This is a genomic window from Sphingomonas sp. BL-S-05 (genome assembly GCF_055521695.1).
The window spans coordinates 21,356-38,089 of sequence record NZ_CM145499.1 but is presented as its reverse complement, the minus strand read 5'-3'; the positions used below and the strand labels follow the sequence as shown (position 1 = coordinate 38,089).

17 protein-coding genes are annotated in these 16,734 nt (G+C 66.9%); 11 read left to right on the top strand and 6 right to left on the bottom strand.

Annotation, left to right across the window (positions count from 1 at the left end):
- Positions 1-134 precede the first annotated feature (134 nt).
- Both ACZ1JS_RS00160 and ACZ1JS_RS00155 read left to right on the top strand, forming a co-directional pair.
- Positions 135-563: a protein tyrosine phosphatase family protein gene (locus ACZ1JS_RS00160; RefSeq protein WP_465167174.1), complete on the top strand. Its 429-nt coding sequence runs from the start codon at positions 135-137 to the stop codon at positions 561-563.
- Positions 564-675: 112 nt separating this feature from the next.
- Positions 676-969: an SEL1-like repeat protein gene (locus tag ACZ1JS_RS00155; protein ID WP_345879147.1), complete on the top strand. Its 294-nt coding sequence runs from the start codon at positions 676-678 to the stop codon at positions 967-969.
- A gap of 167 nt (positions 970-1,136) precedes the next feature.
- Here ACZ1JS_RS00155 and topA read toward each other — a convergent pair whose 3' ends face one another.
- The 3 genes from topA to plsY all read right to left on the bottom strand — a co-directional run bounded on the left by topA (position 1,137) and on the right by plsY (position 5,517).
- Positions 1,137-3,716, bottom strand: a complete 2,580-nt coding sequence (gene topA / locus ACZ1JS_RS00150) for a type I DNA topoisomerase (protein ID WP_465167173.1) — start codon at positions 3,714-3,716, stop codon at positions 1,137-1,139.
- A gap of 111 nt (positions 3,717-3,827) precedes the next feature.
- Positions 3,828-4,919 (bottom strand): DNA-processing protein DprA, encoded by a 1,092-nt coding sequence (gene dprA, locus ACZ1JS_RS00145; RefSeq protein WP_465167172.1) that lies wholly within the window; start codon positions 4,917-4,919, stop codon positions 3,828-3,830.
- Positions 4,912-5,517, bottom strand: coding sequence for a glycerol-3-phosphate 1-O-acyltransferase PlsY (gene plsY / locus ACZ1JS_RS00140; protein ID WP_465168593.1), 606 nt, complete (start codon positions 5,515-5,517; stop codon positions 4,912-4,914). Before plsY ends, dprA begins: the two co-directional genes overlap by 8 nt.
- A gap of 97 nt (positions 5,518-5,614) precedes the next feature.
- Here plsY and murI point away from each other — a divergent pair, with 97 nt between their 5' ends.
- Both murI and hemA read left to right on the top strand, forming a co-directional pair.
- The gene (gene murI / locus ACZ1JS_RS00135; RefSeq protein WP_465168592.1) at positions 5,615-6,412 is read left to right on the top strand and encodes a glutamate racemase; all 798 of its coding nucleotides are present in this window, start codon (positions 5,615-5,617) and stop codon (positions 6,410-6,412) included.
- Positions 6,413-6,736: 324 nt separating this feature from the next.
- Positions 6,737-7,981, top strand: coding sequence for a 5-aminolevulinate synthase (gene hemA / locus ACZ1JS_RS00130; RefSeq protein WP_465167171.1), 1,245 nt, complete (start codon positions 6,737-6,739; stop codon positions 7,979-7,981).
- Between the two features lie 102 nt (positions 7,982-8,083).
- Here hemA and ACZ1JS_RS00125 read toward each other — a convergent pair whose 3' ends face one another.
- The 3 genes from ACZ1JS_RS00125 to ACZ1JS_RS00115 all read right to left on the bottom strand — a co-directional run bounded on the left by ACZ1JS_RS00125 (position 8,084) and on the right by ACZ1JS_RS00115 (position 9,960).
- Entirely contained in the window at positions 8,084-8,767 is a 684-nt protein-coding gene (locus tag ACZ1JS_RS00125; protein WP_465167170.1) for a GGDEF domain-containing protein, read from the bottom strand.
- Between the two features lie 259 nt (positions 8,768-9,026).
- Complete coding sequence (locus ACZ1JS_RS00120) at positions 9,027-9,491, bottom strand: DUF3429 domain-containing protein (protein ID WP_465168591.1); 465 nt, start codon at positions 9,489-9,491, stop codon at positions 9,027-9,029.
- Between the two features lies 1 nt (position 9,492).
- Complete coding sequence (locus ACZ1JS_RS00115; protein WP_465167169.1) at positions 9,493-9,960, bottom strand: hypothetical protein; 468 nt, start codon at positions 9,958-9,960, stop codon at positions 9,493-9,495.
- Between the two features lie 73 nt (positions 9,961-10,033).
- On the opposite strand from ACZ1JS_RS00115, the gene rpiB reads away from it, so the two are divergent.
- The 7 genes from rpiB (at position 10,034) to ACZ1JS_RS00080 (ending at position 16,663) form a co-directional block, all read left to right on the top strand.
- Positions 10,034-10,474 carry a ribose 5-phosphate isomerase B gene (rpiB, locus tag ACZ1JS_RS00110; protein ID WP_465167168.1) on the top strand — a complete coding sequence of 147 codons (441 nt, stop codon included), beginning with the start codon at positions 10,034-10,036 and terminating at the stop codon, positions 10,472-10,474.
- An 80-nt stretch (positions 10,475-10,554) separates the two neighbouring features.
- Positions 10,555-11,850 carry a serine hydroxymethyltransferase gene (gene glyA / locus ACZ1JS_RS00105; RefSeq protein ID WP_465167167.1) on the top strand — a complete coding sequence of 432 codons (1,296 nt, stop codon included), beginning with the start codon at positions 10,555-10,557 and terminating at the stop codon, positions 11,848-11,850.
- A 9-nt stretch (positions 11,851-11,859) separates the two neighbouring features.
- A complete protein-coding gene (locus ACZ1JS_RS00100; protein ID WP_345878889.1) occupies positions 11,860-12,015 on the top strand; it encodes a hypothetical protein in 156 nt (51 codons plus the stop codon).
- Positions 12,016-12,069: 54 nt separating this feature from the next.
- Positions 12,070-12,531, top strand: a complete 462-nt coding sequence (gene nrdR, locus ACZ1JS_RS00095) for a transcriptional regulator NrdR (protein WP_345878888.1) — start codon at positions 12,070-12,072, stop codon at positions 12,529-12,531.
- 151 nt (positions 12,532-12,682) lie between these two features.
- The gene (locus ACZ1JS_RS00090) at positions 12,683-13,726 is read left to right on the top strand and encodes a TrmH family RNA methyltransferase (RefSeq protein ID WP_465167166.1); all 1,044 of its coding nucleotides are present in this window, start codon (positions 12,683-12,685) and stop codon (positions 13,724-13,726) included.
- 66 nt (positions 13,727-13,792) lie between these two features.
- Positions 13,793-14,806, top strand: a complete 1,014-nt coding sequence (locus ACZ1JS_RS00085) for a glycoside hydrolase family 5 protein (RefSeq protein WP_465167165.1) — start codon at positions 13,793-13,795, stop codon at positions 14,804-14,806.
- Between the two features lie 414 nt (positions 14,807-15,220).
- Positions 15,221-16,663 carry a tryptophan halogenase family protein gene (locus ACZ1JS_RS00080; RefSeq protein WP_465168590.1) on the top strand — a complete coding sequence of 481 codons (1,443 nt, stop codon included), beginning with the start codon at positions 15,221-15,223 and terminating at the stop codon, positions 16,661-16,663.
- Positions 16,664-16,734: the final 71 nt, after the last annotated feature.

Genomic DNA, 16,734 nt, shown 5'->3' with positions numbered 1-16,734 from the left:
GAGGGGGACCAGCGAAGCTGGTGGAGGGGGATGTCCGCGCACGCAACGGTTCCGTTTGCCGCACGCCCCCTCCACCACCCTCCCCGTACCGGGGAGGATTTGCGTCGCTCCTGCCGCGCCGCTATCCTCGCCCCATGCAAATCCGCCGTATCGACGACCGCATCTCGGTCAGCCCGCAGATCACCGCCCACGATGTCGCGACGCTGAAGGCACAGGGCTTCACCACCATCGTCAACAACCGTCCCGATGGCGAGGAAGCCGGCCAGCCGGGCGGCGACGCCATCGCCGAAGCTGCCGCTGCCGCCGGCCTCGCCTATCACGCCATCCCGATCACCCATGCCGGGTTCAGCCACCCGCAACTCGACGCGATGGCTGGCGTACTCGCCGAAGCCGATGGCCCGATCCTCGCTTATTGCCGTTCGGGCACGCGGTCGTGCAACCTGTGGGCGCTCGCCAGTGCCAAGGGTGGTCGCGACTCGGCCGAACTGGTCGCGGCAGGTCAAGCGGCAGGTTACGATCTGTCGGGCATCCGTCCGACGCTCGACGCTCTTTCCGGGACTTAGATGGTTAAGCGCTGCGTACCTTAACGTACGTAACCTAAGTGGTTATGCGCATTAACTAAATTGCAAGGGCCGGTGCCCCATTTCTCTGCCCGTACCAACAGGGGTTGTGGATATGGGCATTGGTTTGGAAGGCGCCCGCTTTCTCCAGGAAAGCCGGGCGGAAGAAGCGCAACGCGACACCGGCGCCGCGTGGTTCGAACTCGGCATCTGCTATTCCAGCGGCACCGGCGGCACGGTCATCGACCTCGTCGAGGCGCACAAATGGTTCAACCTCGCCGCGATGTCGGGGCTGGAGGACGCGCAGCACTGGCGCGCCGAGATCGCCTGCGACATGACGCCGCGCCAGATCGCCGACGCGCAAAAGGCCGCACGCGCCTTCCTGCGGACCGAAGCCCGCGCCCACTGACCCGCTGCGGCCGGATATACCGGCCGCAGGCGGATCGGAAACGGCTTCCCTGCCCTCGACCGTTCATCATTCCAGCGCAGGCTGGAATCTCCCGGTTGAAGCACGGGACCGGAGCCGCATAAGGCTCCAGCCTGCGCTGGACCGACGCCCGATCCCGCGCAACGAGGTCAATCCGCCGCCTTTTTCGGCGCGGCCTTCTTCGCAGCAGGCTTTTTGGCCGCCGGCTTGGCGTCCTTCGCCGCCGCTTTCTTCGGTGCCGTCTTCTTCGCCGCGGGCTTCTTCTTGCCCTTGGCCGGCGCCGCCGCCGCGCGGTCGTCGATCAGTTGCGCCGCTTCCTCCAGCGTCAGCGCCGCCGGTTCGATCGACTTCGGGATCGTCGCGTTGGTCGTGCCGTCGGTGACATAGGGGCCATAGCGCCCTTCCATCAGCTTGATCTCGGCCTCGGTCCGCGGATGCGCGCCCAGCACCTTCAGCGGCTCCTTGGCAGCGCCACGCGCCGGACGCCCGCCGCCCGCCGCCGCCTCGGCCAGCTTGACCACCGCCGCGTTCATGCCGGTTTCGAACACGTCCGCCGTCGACTGCAACCGCGCATATTTGCCGGCATGCTTCAGATAGGGGCCATAGCGCCCGATCGCCGCCTCGATCGGCTCGCCCGTCTCCGGATGATTGCCGATGGTGCGCGGCAGGCTCAGCAGCTTCAGCGCCCATTCGAGGGTCAGCTCGCCGATATCCTTGGGGATCGACGCGCGCTTGGCATCCTTGCCCTCGCCCAGCTGGATATAGGGACCGAACCGCCCCGACTTGCGCTCGACCTCCAGCCCGGTTGCCGGGTCCTTGCCCAGCCCTTCCGGCCCGGCATCGCCACCCTCTTCGCCACCCGGCTGCGCGAAGCGGCGGGTGTACTTGCACTCGGGATAGTTGGAGCAGGCGATGAACGCCCCGAACTTGCCGCCGCGCAACGCCAGCCGCCCCTCACCGCAATTGGGGCACAGCCGCGGGTCGCTCCCGTCGGCCTTTTCGGGGAACAGGTACGATCCGAGGAATTGGTCCAGCTCCGCCGTGATCGCGCTCGGCTGCTGCTCCATCACCTCCGAAGTGCGCGGCTTGAAGTCGCGCCAGAACGCCTCGAGCACCGCCTGCCATTCGGCCCGCCCGCCCGACACGTCGTCCAGCTCTTCCTCCAACCCGGCGGTGAAGTCGTAGCCGACATATTTCTCGAAGAAGCGTTCGAGGAATGCGGTCAGCAACCGCCCGGTCTCCTCGGCGAAGAAGCGGTTCTTCTCGACGCGAACGTAACCGCGATCCTTCAGCACCTGAATGATCGAGGCATAGGTCGACGGACGCCCGATCCCCAGTTCCTCCAGCCGCTTGACCAGAGACGCTTCCGAAAAGCGCGGCGGCGGCTGGGTGAAATGCTGTTCGGAAACGACGTCCTTCTTGGCCGGGGCATCGCCCGAGCGCAGCAGCGGCAGGCGGCGCGAATCCTCGTCCGACGCATCGTCGCGACCTTCCTCGTACAGCGCCAGGTATCCGGGGAACAACACCACCTGTCCGGTCGCGCGCAAGCCCGTCTGTCCGGTCTGGTCCTCCAGCTCGACCGCCGTCCGCTCCATCCGCGCCGACGCCATCTGGCTGGCCAGCGCCCGCTTCCAGATCAGGTCGTACAGCCGCGCATGATCGCCGCTGCCCGCACGGTCCTTCGAAAAATCGGTAGGCCGGATCGCCTCATGCGCTTCCTGCGCATTCTTGGCCTTGGTCTGATATTGCCGCGGCTTGTCGGGGACATAGCTGCCATCATAGCGGTTGGCGATCGCCCCGCGCGCGGCGTCGATCGCCGACCCGTCCATCTGTACGCCGTCGGTCCGCATATAGGTGATCGCGCCGTCTTCGTAGAGCGACTGCGCCACCCGCATCGTGTGGCTGGCCGAAAAGCCCAGCTTGCGCGCCGCTTCCTGTTGCAGCGTCGAGGTCGTGAAGGGCGGCGGCGGATTACGCGTCGCGGGCTTCGTCTCGACATTCACGACGGTGAAGCGCCCATCGACCACCGCCGCCTTGGCGACTTCGGCCGATCCGGCATCGCCCAGCGACAGCTTGTCGAGCTTCTTGCCCCTAAGCTTGACGAGCCGCGCGTCGAACGGCGTGCCATCGGCCTCCATCTTGGCGACGACCGACCAATATTCCTGCGCCTTGAAGGTCTCGATCTCACGCTCGCGCTCGACCAGCAGGCGCAACGCCACCGACTGCACCCGCCCCGCCGACTTGGCGCCCGGCAGCTTGCGCCACAGCACCGGCGACAGGGTGAACCCGACCAGATAGTCGAGCGCACGCCGCGCCCGGTACGCATCGATCAGGTCGGTATCGAGGTCGCGCGGTGCCTTCATCGCCGCGAGGATCGCCGGCTTGGTGATCGCGTTGAACGTGACCCGCTCGACTTCCTTCGGCAGCGCGCGGCGCTTCTTCAGCACCTCCTGCACATGCCAGCTGATCGCCTCGCCCTCGCGATCGGGGTCGGTGGCGAGGATCAGGCGGTCGGCGGTCTTGGCGAGGTCGGTGATCGCCTTCAGCTGCTTTGTCTTGTCGGCATAGGTTTCCCAATCCATCGCGAACCCCTCGTCCGGGTTCACCGACCCGTCCTTGGGCGGCAGGTCGCGGACATGGCCGTAGGAAGCGAGGACGCGGTAGTCGGACCCCAGATATTTTTCGATGGTCTTCGCCTTGGCGGGCGATTCGACGATGACAAGCTGCATGATGTGGCGGTCGGTCCTTGTGCGTACGTACGCGAGAGTGGGGAGCGCCGGGGGGTGGCGTCAAGTCGGTGGGTGCGGTGAAGTAGCGCCGTTACGGTTTGATGGCAGGCGCTACCCCAGACTGACCCGCCCGCCGGCATGCCGGTCGAGCCGCCCGGCCAGTTCCAGTTCGAGCAGCACCGTCTGCACCACCGTCGTCGGGCATCCCGATTGCCGCACCAGTTCGTCGACAGCGACCGGCACCGGTCCGAGCAACCCGGTGATCCGCGTCCGGTCGCCATCGCTCGCATCGGTGGCGGCAGGTTCGGCGCGGTAGCTGCCGCCCGGCGCCCGCACCGCCCGCGCATCGATCGGGCGCAGCATTTCAGCGACGTCGGCGGCATTCTGTACGAGCGTCGCGCCATCGCGGATCAGCAGATTGCAACCTTGTGCGCGGGGATCGAGCGGCGATCCCGGCACCGCCATCACCTCGCGCCCCGCTTCCCCGGCCAGCCGCGCGGTGATGAGCGATCCCGATCGCGGCGCCGCCTCGACCACTACCGTGCCCAGCGCCAGCCCGGCGATGATCCGGTTGCGCGACGGAAAATGGCGGGCCAGCGGCTGCGTGCCCGGCGGCTGTTCGGCGACCAGCAGCCCGCGCGTCGCCACCTCCTCCTGCAACGCGGCGTTCTCCGGCGGGAAGACCACGTCGATGCCGCTGGCGATGACGCCGATCGTCGCATGGCCGATCGCCCCCTGATGCACCGCCGTGTCGATGCCGCGTGCAAGGCCCGACACCACGCAATATCCCGCCGCGCCCAGTTCCTCGGCCAGCCCGCGCGCGAAGCGGCACGCCGCCGCCGACGCATTGCGCGCGCCGACCATCGCCACCGCCGGGCGCGTCAGCAGCGACAGGTCGCCGCGTACGATCAATGCGGGCGGCGCGCTGTCCAGCTCCGCCAGCAACGCCGGATAATCCGGATCGCCGAACAACAGATACCGCCCGCCCAGCGCCCGTACGCACGCGATCTCGCGCCGCACCGCGCCTTCGTCGGCCAGCACCGGCGCGCGTCCCCCGCCCCTTGCCGCCAATACCGGCAACGCCTCGATCGCTGCCACCGCATCGCCATAGCGTTCGATCAGCGCGCGAAACGTGACCGGCCCGATATTGCTCGACCGGATCAGCCGCAGCGCCGCGAACCGCGCCGCCTGCGGATCAGTCACGCTTGCGACCGATCCTCGGCTCGGTCCCGGCAACCAGCCGCTCGATATTCTCGCGATGCTTCCACAGCACGATCAGCGCGAGGCCGAGGAACAGCAGCACCAGATCGAACCGCCCGGCCCATGCCGCCGCCAGCGGCGCCGCGACCGCCGCCGCCATGCCCGCCACCGACGAGATCCGCAGGCCCGCCAGCAGCCCCAGCCACACGATCGCATAGACCAGCCCGGCGAACGGGCTGAGCGCCACGACCACGCCCATCATCGTCGCCACGCCCTTGCCCCCGCGAAAGCGCAGCCAGACCGGATAGCAATGGCCGATGAACGCCGCCGCCCCGGCGATCAGTTCCTCGCCCGGATAGAGGTGCGCGACGATCCACACCGCCGCCGCCCCTTTCAACAGGTCGAGCAGCAACGTCGCCGCCGCCAGCCCCTTGCGTCCGGTGCGCAGCACGTTGGTCGCGCCGATATTGCCCGATCCGATCGTGCGCAAATCGCCCGCCCCGGCGATGCGGGTGAGCAATATGCCCCACGGAATCGATCCCAGCACATAACCGATCAGCAACGCCGCCGCCGGCGGGATCCAGAGTATTTCGCTCGGCAGGATAGCCCCCTGAACTTGCCGTCTGTCGCGCGGAGGGTAAGGGGTTCGGCGGCGCCATGCAACGCGGGCGACTACGCCATAGGGAGTATGCCCGGTGATGGGCCAGACGACGCAACCGATCCTGTTCTTCGATTCGGGCGTCGGCGGCCTGTCGGTGGTCGCGCCGACCCGCGCGCTGCTGCCGACCGCGCCGATCGTCTATGCCGCCGACTCGGCGGGCTTCCCCTATGGGACCAAGACCGAGGCGGAGATCGCGGCGCGCGTGCCGGCGCTGCTCGGGCGGCTGGTCGAACGCTATCGCCCGCGCCTCGTCGTCATCGCCTGCAACACCGCCTCGACCATCGCGCTGCCGGTGGTCCGCGCCGCGCTCGACGTGGCGGTGGTCGGCACGGTGCCGGCGATCAAGGTCGCGGCGGAGTGCTCGCGCAGCCGGGTGATCGGCGTGCTGGGGACCGAGGCGACCGTCCGCCAACCCTATGTCGACGATCTCGCGGCGCGCTTCGCCGGGGACTGCACGGTGCTGCGCCACGGATCGGCGGCACTGGTCGAACTCGCCGAGAATGCGCTGGCCGGCACCCCGCCCCCACCCGGGGCCGTCGCCGCCGAACTCGCCGGGCTGTTCGACCAGCCGGGGGGCGAGCGCATCGACGTGATCGTCAACGCCTGCACCCACTTCCCGCTGCTGGAGGACGCGATGCGCGCCGTCGCGCCACAGGTCGCCTTCGTCGACGGCGGCCCCGGCATCGCCCGCCGCATCGCCGCGCTGACGGCGGGACAACCCTTCCCCGACGCCCCCTCCCCTGGACGGCTGGTCTTCACCAGTCTCGGCGACCGCGAACACAGGGTCGCGGCGGGGCTGGAGTCGCGCGGCTTCGCATCGGTCGAGGCACTGTAGGTTCACGCGAAGGCGCGAAGCAGGTTAATTTGCGCGCAAAGGCGCAAAGGATGCGAAGGGGATGCGTCTGTCGTCATCGATCGCGCAGCGATCCGTCGTCCGGCGCTCGGAAAGGGATGGCAAGGTTTCGCTGAAGCGAAACAGCGGCCCCAGTCGCAACCCCTTTGCGTCCTTTGCGCCTTTGCGCGAACCAAAACCCCTTCGCGCCTTCGCGTGAACCTCTTCCCCCCCAACCACCTGAGACAAAATGTCCAAGCCGGTCGATCACGGTGACCGCTTTTATCGGCTGGAAACGCAGCCTTTCAACAGGTACACCCCAGCCCCATGAGCATCGACGCAGTTCCGGCCCGCTCGGTCGATTACAACCGTGTCTTCGCACAGGCGATCGACCGCCTGCACGAGGAAGGGCGCTACCGCGTCTTCATCGACATCCTGCGCAACAAGGGGCAGTTCCCTAATGCGCGCTGCTTCGCCGGGCATAACGGGCCGAAGCCGATCACCGTCTGGTGTTCCAACGACTATCTGGCGATGGGCCAGCATCCCGCGGTCATCGCGGCGATGGAGGAAGCGCTGCACGATGTCGGCGCCGGCTCCGGCGGCACCCGCAACATCGGCGGCAACACCCACTATCATATCGACCTCGAAACCGAACTCGCCGACCTGCACGACAAGGAAGCGGCACTGCTGTTCACCAGCGGCTATGTCTCGAACGAGGCGACGCTGTCGACCATCGCCCGCATCCTGCCGGGCTGCATCATCTTCTCGGACGAGCTGAACCACGCGTCGATGATCGCGGGCATCCGCCATTCGGGCTGCGAAAAGCGCGTGTTCCGCCACAACGACCTCGCCCATCTCGAGGAATTGCTGGCGGCCGAAGACCCGTCGGTGCCTAAGCTGATCGCGTTCGAAAGCGTCTATTCCATGGATGGCGACGTCGCGCCGATCCACGCGATCTGCGACCTCGCCGACAAATATAACGCGCTGACCTATCTCGACGAAGTCCATGCGGTGGGCATGTACGGCCTGCGCGGCGGCGGCATTTCCGAACGCGACGATGCCGCATCGCGCCTGACGATCATCGAAGGGACGCTCGGCAAGGCGTTCGGGGTGATGGGCGGATACATCGCCGCCGATCGCACCGTGATCGACGTGATCCGCTCCTATGCGCCGGGCTTCATCTTCACCACCAGCCTGTCGCCGGTGCTGGTCGCCGGCGCGCTCGCCAGCGTCCGCCATCTCAAGGCCTCGACCGCCGAGCGCGAGGGGCAACAGGCCGCCGCGTCGACGCTCAAGACGCTGTTCGCCGATGCCGGGCTGCCGGTGATGGACACGACCACCCATATCGTGCCGCTGATGGTCGGCGATCCGGTAAAGGCGAAGCGGATCAGCGACATATTGCTGCGCGAATATGGCGTGTACGTACAGCCGATCAATTACCCGACGGTTCCGCGCGGCACCGAACGGCTGCGCTTCACCCCCGGCCCCGCGCACGACAAGGCGATGATGCAGGAACTGACCGCCGCCCTGGTCGAAATCTGGGGCCGGCTGGAACTCCGCAAGGCGGCGTAACCCGATCCTCCCCGGCACCGGGAGGGGGGCTGTCGGCACACGGCGCGGCAGCGTGGCGCGATGCCGCCCTCCGCCATCGCCGTGCCGGGCACGCAAGGAACGCTACACCGCCACCCGGTTGCCGCCGGACAGCATCGCGCCCTGCAACTTGGCGCGCGCTTCCTCGATCACCCATTGAACATCGTTATTCTGATCGGCCACGATCGCCGCCGACGCCGTCACCTTGCCGATCGCCTCGCCCGATCCGCGCAGCTTGAACTTGCGGCGTTCGAGCAGCAGCAGCGTCTCCTCGGCCTGCGCGAGGACCGCGGCCCGCGTCTGCCCCGGCACGGCGACGATGAACTCGTTGCCCGACCAGCGGATCGCCTCATGCTCGGGAAAGCTGTTCGCCAATTTGCTGGCGAAGGCGTTGAGAATATTGTCGCCGACCGAATTGCCATATTGCCGGTTGATCCCGACCAGCTTGTCGATGCCGAACATCACCAGCACGTACCGCTGGTCCTGCGCGGCGATCTGATCGAGCACGCGGCGCGCGCCGGTCTGGTTGAGCGCATGGGTCAGTTCGTCATGTTCGGCGTCGACTGCGCCCCCGCGACCGTGCTCGACCGTGGCAAGCAGTGCGGCGACCTGTTCGCGCAATTCTGCGACGCTGCGCTCGGTCGCGGCCAGCCGCTCCGCGATCGACGCCTCGTCCGCCGGTGCTTCCGCAGCCTGCGAATCTTCGACGCGATCGGCAATTTCGGCGGCATGCCGACGGCCTATCTCCGCGAAGCGCGTATCGCTCAATTCGCCATTGTCGACCAATGACTTTACGTCCGCGGATAAGTCTGCGTACATCCCGGACAGATAAGCAAGCGCCGTTGCGTAATTAAGCGCGTTTGGCTCAAGTTGATTATATTCCAAAAACGCCAGCGCTTCGCGCGCATAATCGAAATCTATCCGCATGAACCATGCAGATACTGCGTTGATTGAGTTTTGCAATCAGTAGTTTACAAGGAAAGACAGCGTTAGATCGAAAACGGGCGATATGCCTGTCCCAACTGTGTCAGGGCTGGGCAAGCAATCCGGTGAGCAGCGTCAACGCCGCAAGCCCCACCGACAATGGCACCCGCAGTTTCATCCACCATCGCGGCACATGCCCGGCCCGGACCAGCGCCATGTCGACCAGCAGCGATCCCAGCAGCCCGGCGGCAACGATCGCCGCCGCCGACAGCACCGACGCGAACAGCACCGCCCCCGCCGCCAGCGCGACCAGGCTCGGTACCACCGCGATCGCCAGCCACAGCGTCAGCGCCGCGCCGGTCACCCGCGCCGACGCCGCGCCCCACCACATGCCGCCCAGAAAGCTCAGGATCAGCGCCGCATAGAATAGCGCCAGCGCCAGCATCATCCCGCCCTTGGCCGGATCGATCAGCCGGACGGCGACCGCGACGATCGGCGGCAACAAACCGGCATAACCCAGCAGCAGCGCCGCGATCGGCGGCCGCACGACCGGAACCGGTTCGACCATATCAGTCACGGCAATAGCCTTCACCCGGCTTGACCGTCAGGCAATCCTTCTTGCCCGCCAGCCACTTCAGCCCCGTTGCATCGCCGTTGCTGGGTTTCAGCGTCAGCGTCTCGCCACTGCGCTGGAACCGGATGCCTTCGGGTACGACCGTCCCGACATAACTGCCCTTGTTGTCGAGGTCGTACTGCATCTCCAGCTTCACATCGCCCTGCGCCGGATCGCTGACGACCAGATACATCCCCTCGACGCCCGTCCAGCGCCCCAGATAATGGTTCGCACCCGGCGTCGCGGTGGTGCTGGGGGTCGGCGTCGGCGTGGGGGTGACCGGCGGGGTCGGTGCCTTGGGCGCGGGCAGCGGGGTGGCGGCGCTGTTTTCGATCGCGGCCTGGGTCGCGGCTCCTTCGCTGCGCCGTTCGGATGCGCCGCATGCGCTCAACGCAAGCGCCGCGACGATGATCGTTCCACGCATCCCTTCCGTCCCTTTCGCCTTCATCGTTGACCTCAGCCTAGCGCCCGGCGATCCCGACGGCTAGAAGCGGCGCATGGCCCGTATCGCAATCGCATCCGACCACGCCGCCCTAGGGCTCAAGGCAGAACTCGCCACTTGGTTGCAAGACCAGGGACACGAAGTCGCCGATCTCGGCCCCACCGAAGCGGCAAGCGTCGACTATCCCGACTATGGTTACAAGCTGGCACAAGCAGTTAGCGGCAAGACCGCCGATTTCGGCGTCGCGCTGTGCGGATCGGGCATCGGCATCTCGATCGCGGTCAATCGCGTGGCGACATGCCGCTGCGCACTGGTGTCCGAACCCTTGTCGGCCGCATTGGCGCGCGAACATAATGACGCCAACGTCATCGCCATGGGCGCACGGCTGGTCGGCAGCGAGATGGCGAAGGCCTGCCTGACCGCCTTCCTAGCGACCCCGTTCGGCGGCGACCGCCACCAGCGCCGCGTCGACAAGCTCGGCAATCCGCCCGCCTGAAAACCCGATTCCCCGGGTGGCATTTCGATGACACCCGGACTAAAGCGCGCGCGACCTCTTTTCAGCGGGAGCCGCGCCCCATGACCGACCAGTTCCGCCCCGACGGTTTCTTCGAAACCAGTCTCGCCGATGCCGACCCCGCCGTGTTCGCGGGCGTCACCCACGAACTGGAGCGCGAGCGCTACCAGATCGAGCTGATCGCATCGGAAAACATCGTGTCGAAGGCGGTGTTGCAGGCGCAAGGCTCGGTCTTCACGAACAAATATGCCGAGGGTTATCCCGGCAAGCGCTACTATCAGGGCTGCCACCCCTCGGACGAGGTCGAGCAGCTGGCGATCGACCGTGCCAAGCAGTTGTTCGGCTGCGGCTTCGTCAACGTCCAGCCGCATTCGGGCGCGCAGGCGAACGGCGCGGTGATGCTTGCGCTGACCAAGCCCGGCGACACGATCATGGGCATGAGCCTCGACGCCGGCGGTCACCTGACGCACGGTGCCAAGGCGGCGATGTCGGGCAAGTGGTTCAACGCGGTGCAATATGGCGTCGATCGCGAAACCCATCTGATCGATTACGATCAGGTCGCGGCCCTCGCGCGCGAGCACAAGCCGACGCTGATCATCGCCGGCGGTTCGGCCTATCCGCGCCATATCGATTTCGCGAAGTTCCGCGCGATCGCCGATGAAGTCGGCGCGAAGTTCATGGTCGACATGGCGCATTTCGCCGGCATCGTCGCGGCGGGTCTGCATCCCACCCCGTTCGGCCATGCCGATGTCGTCACCACCACCACGCACAAGACGCTGCGCGGGCCGCGCGGCGGCATGGTGCTGACCAACGACGAAGCCATCGCCAAGAAGATCAACTCGGCGGTCTTCCCCGGTCTTCAGGGCGGCCCGCTGATGCACGTCATCGCCGCCAAGGCGGTCGCGTTCGGCGAAGCGCTGCGCCCCGAGTTCAAGGATTATATCCGCGCCGTCGTCGAAAACGCGCAGACGCTGGCTGCGACGCTTAAAGGTCGCGGCGCGAACGTCGTCGCCGGCGGCACCGACACGCATCTGGCGCTGATCGACCTCACGCCGCTCGGCGTCACCGGCAAGGACGCCGACGAGGCGCTGGAACGCGCCGCGATCACCTGCAACAAGAACGGCATCCCGTTCGACCCGCTGCCGCCGGTCAAGACCAGCGGCATCCGCGTCGGGTCGCCCGCCGGCACCACCCGCGGCTTCGGCAAGGCCGAGTTCACCGAGATCGGCCATATGGTCGCCGACGTGCTCGACGGCCTGCGCGCCAAGGGCGAGGCCGGGGACCCGACCGTCGAGGCGGACGTTAAGGCCCGTGTTCGGGCGCTGTGCGAGCGGTTCCCGATCTATCCGGGTCTGTAAGGAGGTCGCATGGTGAAGGACAAATCGGTCGGCAAGAGCATGGCGAAATGGGGCGCGCTCGGCGCGGTCGTCGCCATTCCGGTGCCGTTCGTCGGCCCGCTGATCGGCGCCGCCGCCGGTGCGGGCTATGCCTGGTACAAGGCGAACAAGAAGCCGCGCTACTGACGCGCCCCACCCGCGCCGCCACCCGGTGGCGCGGGTGGTTTGACAGGATGACCGATGCGCTGCCCGTTCTGCGCCCATGACGACAGCCAGGTGAAGGACAGCCGCCCCAGCGACGACGGTGCGGCGATCCGTCGGCGGCGGCAATGCACCGGCTGCGGCGCGCGCTTCACCACCTTCGAACGCATCCAGCTCCGCGACCTGACCGTCGTCAAGTCCGGCGACCGCCGCCAGCCCTTCGACCGCGACAAGCTGCTCCGCTCGGTCGCCACCGCCTGCCGCAAACGCCCGATCACGCCCGCGCAGGTCGAACGCCTCGTCTCGGGCATCCAGCGCCAGCTTGAAACCACCGGCGACAGCGAAATTCCCTCGGGCCGGATCGGCGAACTGGTGATGGAGGGGCTGCAGGGCCTCGATCCGGTCGCCTACATCCGCTTCGCCAGCGTCTACAAGGACTTCCGCGAGGCGAAGGATTTCGAGGAATTTGCCGGCACGGTCGGGGACGCGGCGAAGGGGTAAGGCCCCTTCCCCACCCACCCCGTTCGGTTCGAGCAGCTTCGAGCCTGTCGAGAAGCGTCCGTCGAGAACGCAGTCGTTCGGGGCACCCCCTTCCCCCGATCCGGTTCGACCAGTATCGAACGTGGCTGAAACCCGCCCGAGAAGGCCCGCTATGTTCCACGTCTACATCCTGAAATGCTCGGACGGCACCTATTACACCGGCCACACCGACGACCTCGACCGCCGCATCGCCGAGCATCAATCGGGTGCGATCCGCGGCTACACTGCCGACCGCCGCCCGGTCGAACTGATGTGGAGCGAAACCTTCCAGACCCGCAGCGAAGCGCTGGATCGTGAAGCGCAGGTCAAGGACTGGTCGAAGAAGAAGAAGGAAGGACTGTTCCGCGGCGACTGGTCGACCGTATCCACGGCCGCGAGTTCTCGACAGACGCATCTCGACAAGCTCGATGCTGCTCGAACTGAACGGGGGGGCATTGAGTCCCGCCAACCCGTCATCGTCCTCGTCCGCCCCCAGCTTGGCCAGAATATCGGCAAGGCCGCCCGCGCCATGCTGAACTTCGGCCTCACCGAGATGCGCCTCGTCGCCCCGCGCGACGGCTGGCCCAATCCCGAGGCAGGCCCCGCCGCCAGCGGCGCCGACAGCGTGCTGCGCGACGCCACCGTCTATGACAGCGTCGCCGACGCCGTCGCCGACTGCGCGCATGTCTACGCCACCACCGTCCGTAAGCGTGGCATCACCAAGCCCGTCGTCACGCCCGAAGCCGCCGCACAGGCGATCCGTGCCGAGGCCGGTCGCTCGGCGATCCTGTTCGGCCCCGAACGCTCGGGCCTCGAAACCGACGACGTGGCCCTCGCCCGCACGATCCTGACCGTGCCGATCAACCCCGAATTCGGCTCGCTCAATCTCGCGCAGGCGGTGATCCTCGTCGCCTATGAATGGTCGAAGGGCCAGGATCTCGCCAGCCCGCCGGTCGTCGACCTCGGCGAACCCGCACCGCACGAGGAGCTGGAGGGCATGATCGGCCAGCTGGACGACATGCTGGAGGCGGCGCGCTTCTTCTTCCCGCCCGAACGTGCCGCCACCTCGCGCCGGACGCTGCGCACGCTGCTGACCAAGCCCGGCTGGACGTCGCAGGAGGTCCGCACCATGCGCGGCGTGCTCTCGGCGCTCGATGGAGCCAAGCGGCGACGCTGAGCATGATTGAACGGCGGTGCGGACCGCGATAGCCTCGCGCGTCCGCCTCGTCCGAAAGAACCCCGCATGCGCTTCAAATCCTTCGTCCTTTTCGCCGCCGCGCTGATCGTGACACCGTTGTCGGCCGTCCCTGCCCAGACCGCCGAACCGGCATGGCAGGCGGCAGCGAAGCTGAAGCGCGGCGTCAACATCATCGGCTATGACCCGCTGTGGCGCGACCCGGCCAAGGCGCGGTTCCAGACCAGGCATTTCGCAATCATCAAAAAGGGTGGCTTCGATTTCGTCCGCGTCGTGCTGCAGGCGTTCGAGCATATGGACGCGCAGAACCGGCTGGACCCGCAATGGCTCGCGACGCTCGACCGGGTCGTGAAGGAGGCCACCGCCGCCGACCTGACCGTCATCCTCGACGAACATGACTTTAATCGCTGTTCGGCGGCGCCCGATGCCTGCGAACCGAAGCTGATCGCCTTCTGGCAGCAGATCGGGGAACGCTATCGGAGCGCGCCGAACACCGTGCTCTTCGAACTGCTCAACGAACCGCACGCGCCCCTCGACGCCGCGCGGTGGAATGCAATGCTCGCCAAACTGATCCCGGTGGTGCGCGCGACCAATCCGAACCGGACGCTCGTCATCGGCCCGACCCGCTGGAACAATCTCGAGGAACTGCCGACGCTCGATCTGCCGAAGGACGACCGGAACATCATCGTGACGTTCCACTCCTACGAACCCTTCCGCTTCACCCATCAGGGCGCGCCATGGGCCGAGGATATGGCCAAGGTCAGCGGCGTCCTCTTCACCGCCGCCGACGAAGCACGGATCAAGGCCGATTACGACAAGGTCGCTTCGTGGTCGAAGGCGAACAACCGCCCGATCCTGCTCGGCGAATTCGGCGCCTATGACAAGAGCGGCATCCCGATGGAGGCCCGCGTCCGCTACACCGCGGCCGTCCGCCGCGAGGCGGAAGCGCATGGCTTCCCCTGGGCCTATTGGCAGTTCGACAGCGATTTCGTGGTGTACGACATCGACAAGGGCCAATGGGTCGAACCGATCCGGCAGGCGCTGGCGCCGACGGGGAAGTAGGCGAGCGATCGGAAGGTCTTCGCTGGTCCCCGCCTGATGTAACATCCGTGCGAAAGTCAGGGCCCCCGTCATGCACGCGCCGTACCCCCGCGCAGGCGGGGGTTTAGAGCCAGGCAAAACAACGGCTTGCGTTTGGTACCCTGGCCCCCCGCCTGCGCGGGGGTACGCAATCACGCTGGCAATCGGGACGGTAACCGACGTCTCGCCTTCGCGGCGCTACCGCACAGGCGCGGACCGTCTATCGACCTAGTCCGGGGCGAGCCTGCCCGACCGCACTCGATTGCAGTCCAACCCAACCCGCATTAAACTTCCCCCGAACCGCGGCAAACGCGGACCGATGGAGAGTGCAGCGTGGACCAACCGCAATCGGCAATTCGCTCGATCCTGATCGTCGGCGGCGGCACGGCGGGGTGGATGACCGCGGCGGCACTGGCACATGCGCTCGGCAAGCGCTGCGCAATCACGCTGATCGAATCGGACGAGATCGGCACGGTCGGCGTCGGCGAGGCGACGATCCCGCCGATCAAGCTGTTCAACGACACGCTCGGCATCGACGAAGCCCAATTCCTGCGCGAGACGAAGGGCAGTTTCAAACTCGGCATCGAATTCGTCGATTGGGCGCGGCGCGGGCATCGCTATTTCCACCCGTTCGGTACCTTCGGCAAACCGTTCGATCTGGTCGCGGTGCATCAGCACTGGCTGGCGGCGCGGGCCGCCGGATCGCCCGTCCCGCTCGACGACCTGTCGATGGCATGGGGCGCGGCCAAGCATGGCCGGTTCGCACGGCCGATGGCCGATCCGCGCAGTGTCGCCTCGACCTTCGACTATGCCTATCATTTCGATGCCGGCCTCTACGCCGCGTTCCTGCGCCGCTATGCCGAGGCCCGCGGCGTCGTCCGGGTCGAGGGCAAGGTCGCCGACGCCGCGCTCGACGGGAACAGCGGCAACGTCGCGTCCGTCACGCTGCACGACGGGCGCACCCTCACCGCCGATCTGTTCATCGACTGTTCGGGATTTCGCGGGCTACTGATCGAGGGAGCACTTTCGACCGGCTATGACGACTGGACCCACTGGCTGCCCTGCGACCGCGCGGTGGCGGTGCCGTGCGAAACCGGTGGCGACGGCCTGACCCCCTATACCCGGTCGACCGCGCGCGCGGCGGGGTGGCAATGGCGCATCCCGCTGCAACATCGCACCGGCAATGGCTATGTCTATTGCAGCCGCCATCTGTCCGACGACGAAGCGGCGACCACCTTGCTGGCGAATCTCGACGGGCGGGCGCTGGCCGACCCGCGCTTCCTGCGCTTCACCACCGGGCGGCGGCGGCGCTTCTGGAACCGCAACGTCGTCGCGATCGGCCTGTCGAGCGGGTTCATGGAACCGCTCGAATCGACCAGCATCCATCTGATCCAGACCGGCATCGCCAAGCTGCTCGCCTATTTCCCGACGCGCGATTTCGACCCGCTGCTGATCGACGAATATAATCGCGTCGCGATCACCGAATATGAACGCATCCGAGACTTCCTGATCCTGCATTACAAGCTGACCGCGCGCGACGATGCGCCCTTGTGGCGCGACTGCGCGGACATGGCGGTGCCCGATACGGTCGCGCTCAAGATCGCGCATTTCCGCCATGGCGGGCGGCTCGTCGCGCGCGACATGGACCTGTTCGGCCCGCCCAGCTGGCTGGCGGTGCATATCGGCCAGCTGAACGATCCCGTGTCGCTCGACCCGCTGCTCGACACCACCAACAGTGGCGGCTTCGTCGATCGGCTGGCCGGCGCGATCGAGTCGATGGCGCGCTCGATGCCGACCCATGCGTCTTTTCTGCAACAGATCAGCGCTGCGACGCTCTAGTCCCAAAGACGCAATACAATCCTTTGCATTACCGCTTGCAAACGATTGCTGTGGGTATATGAAGCAGCCTT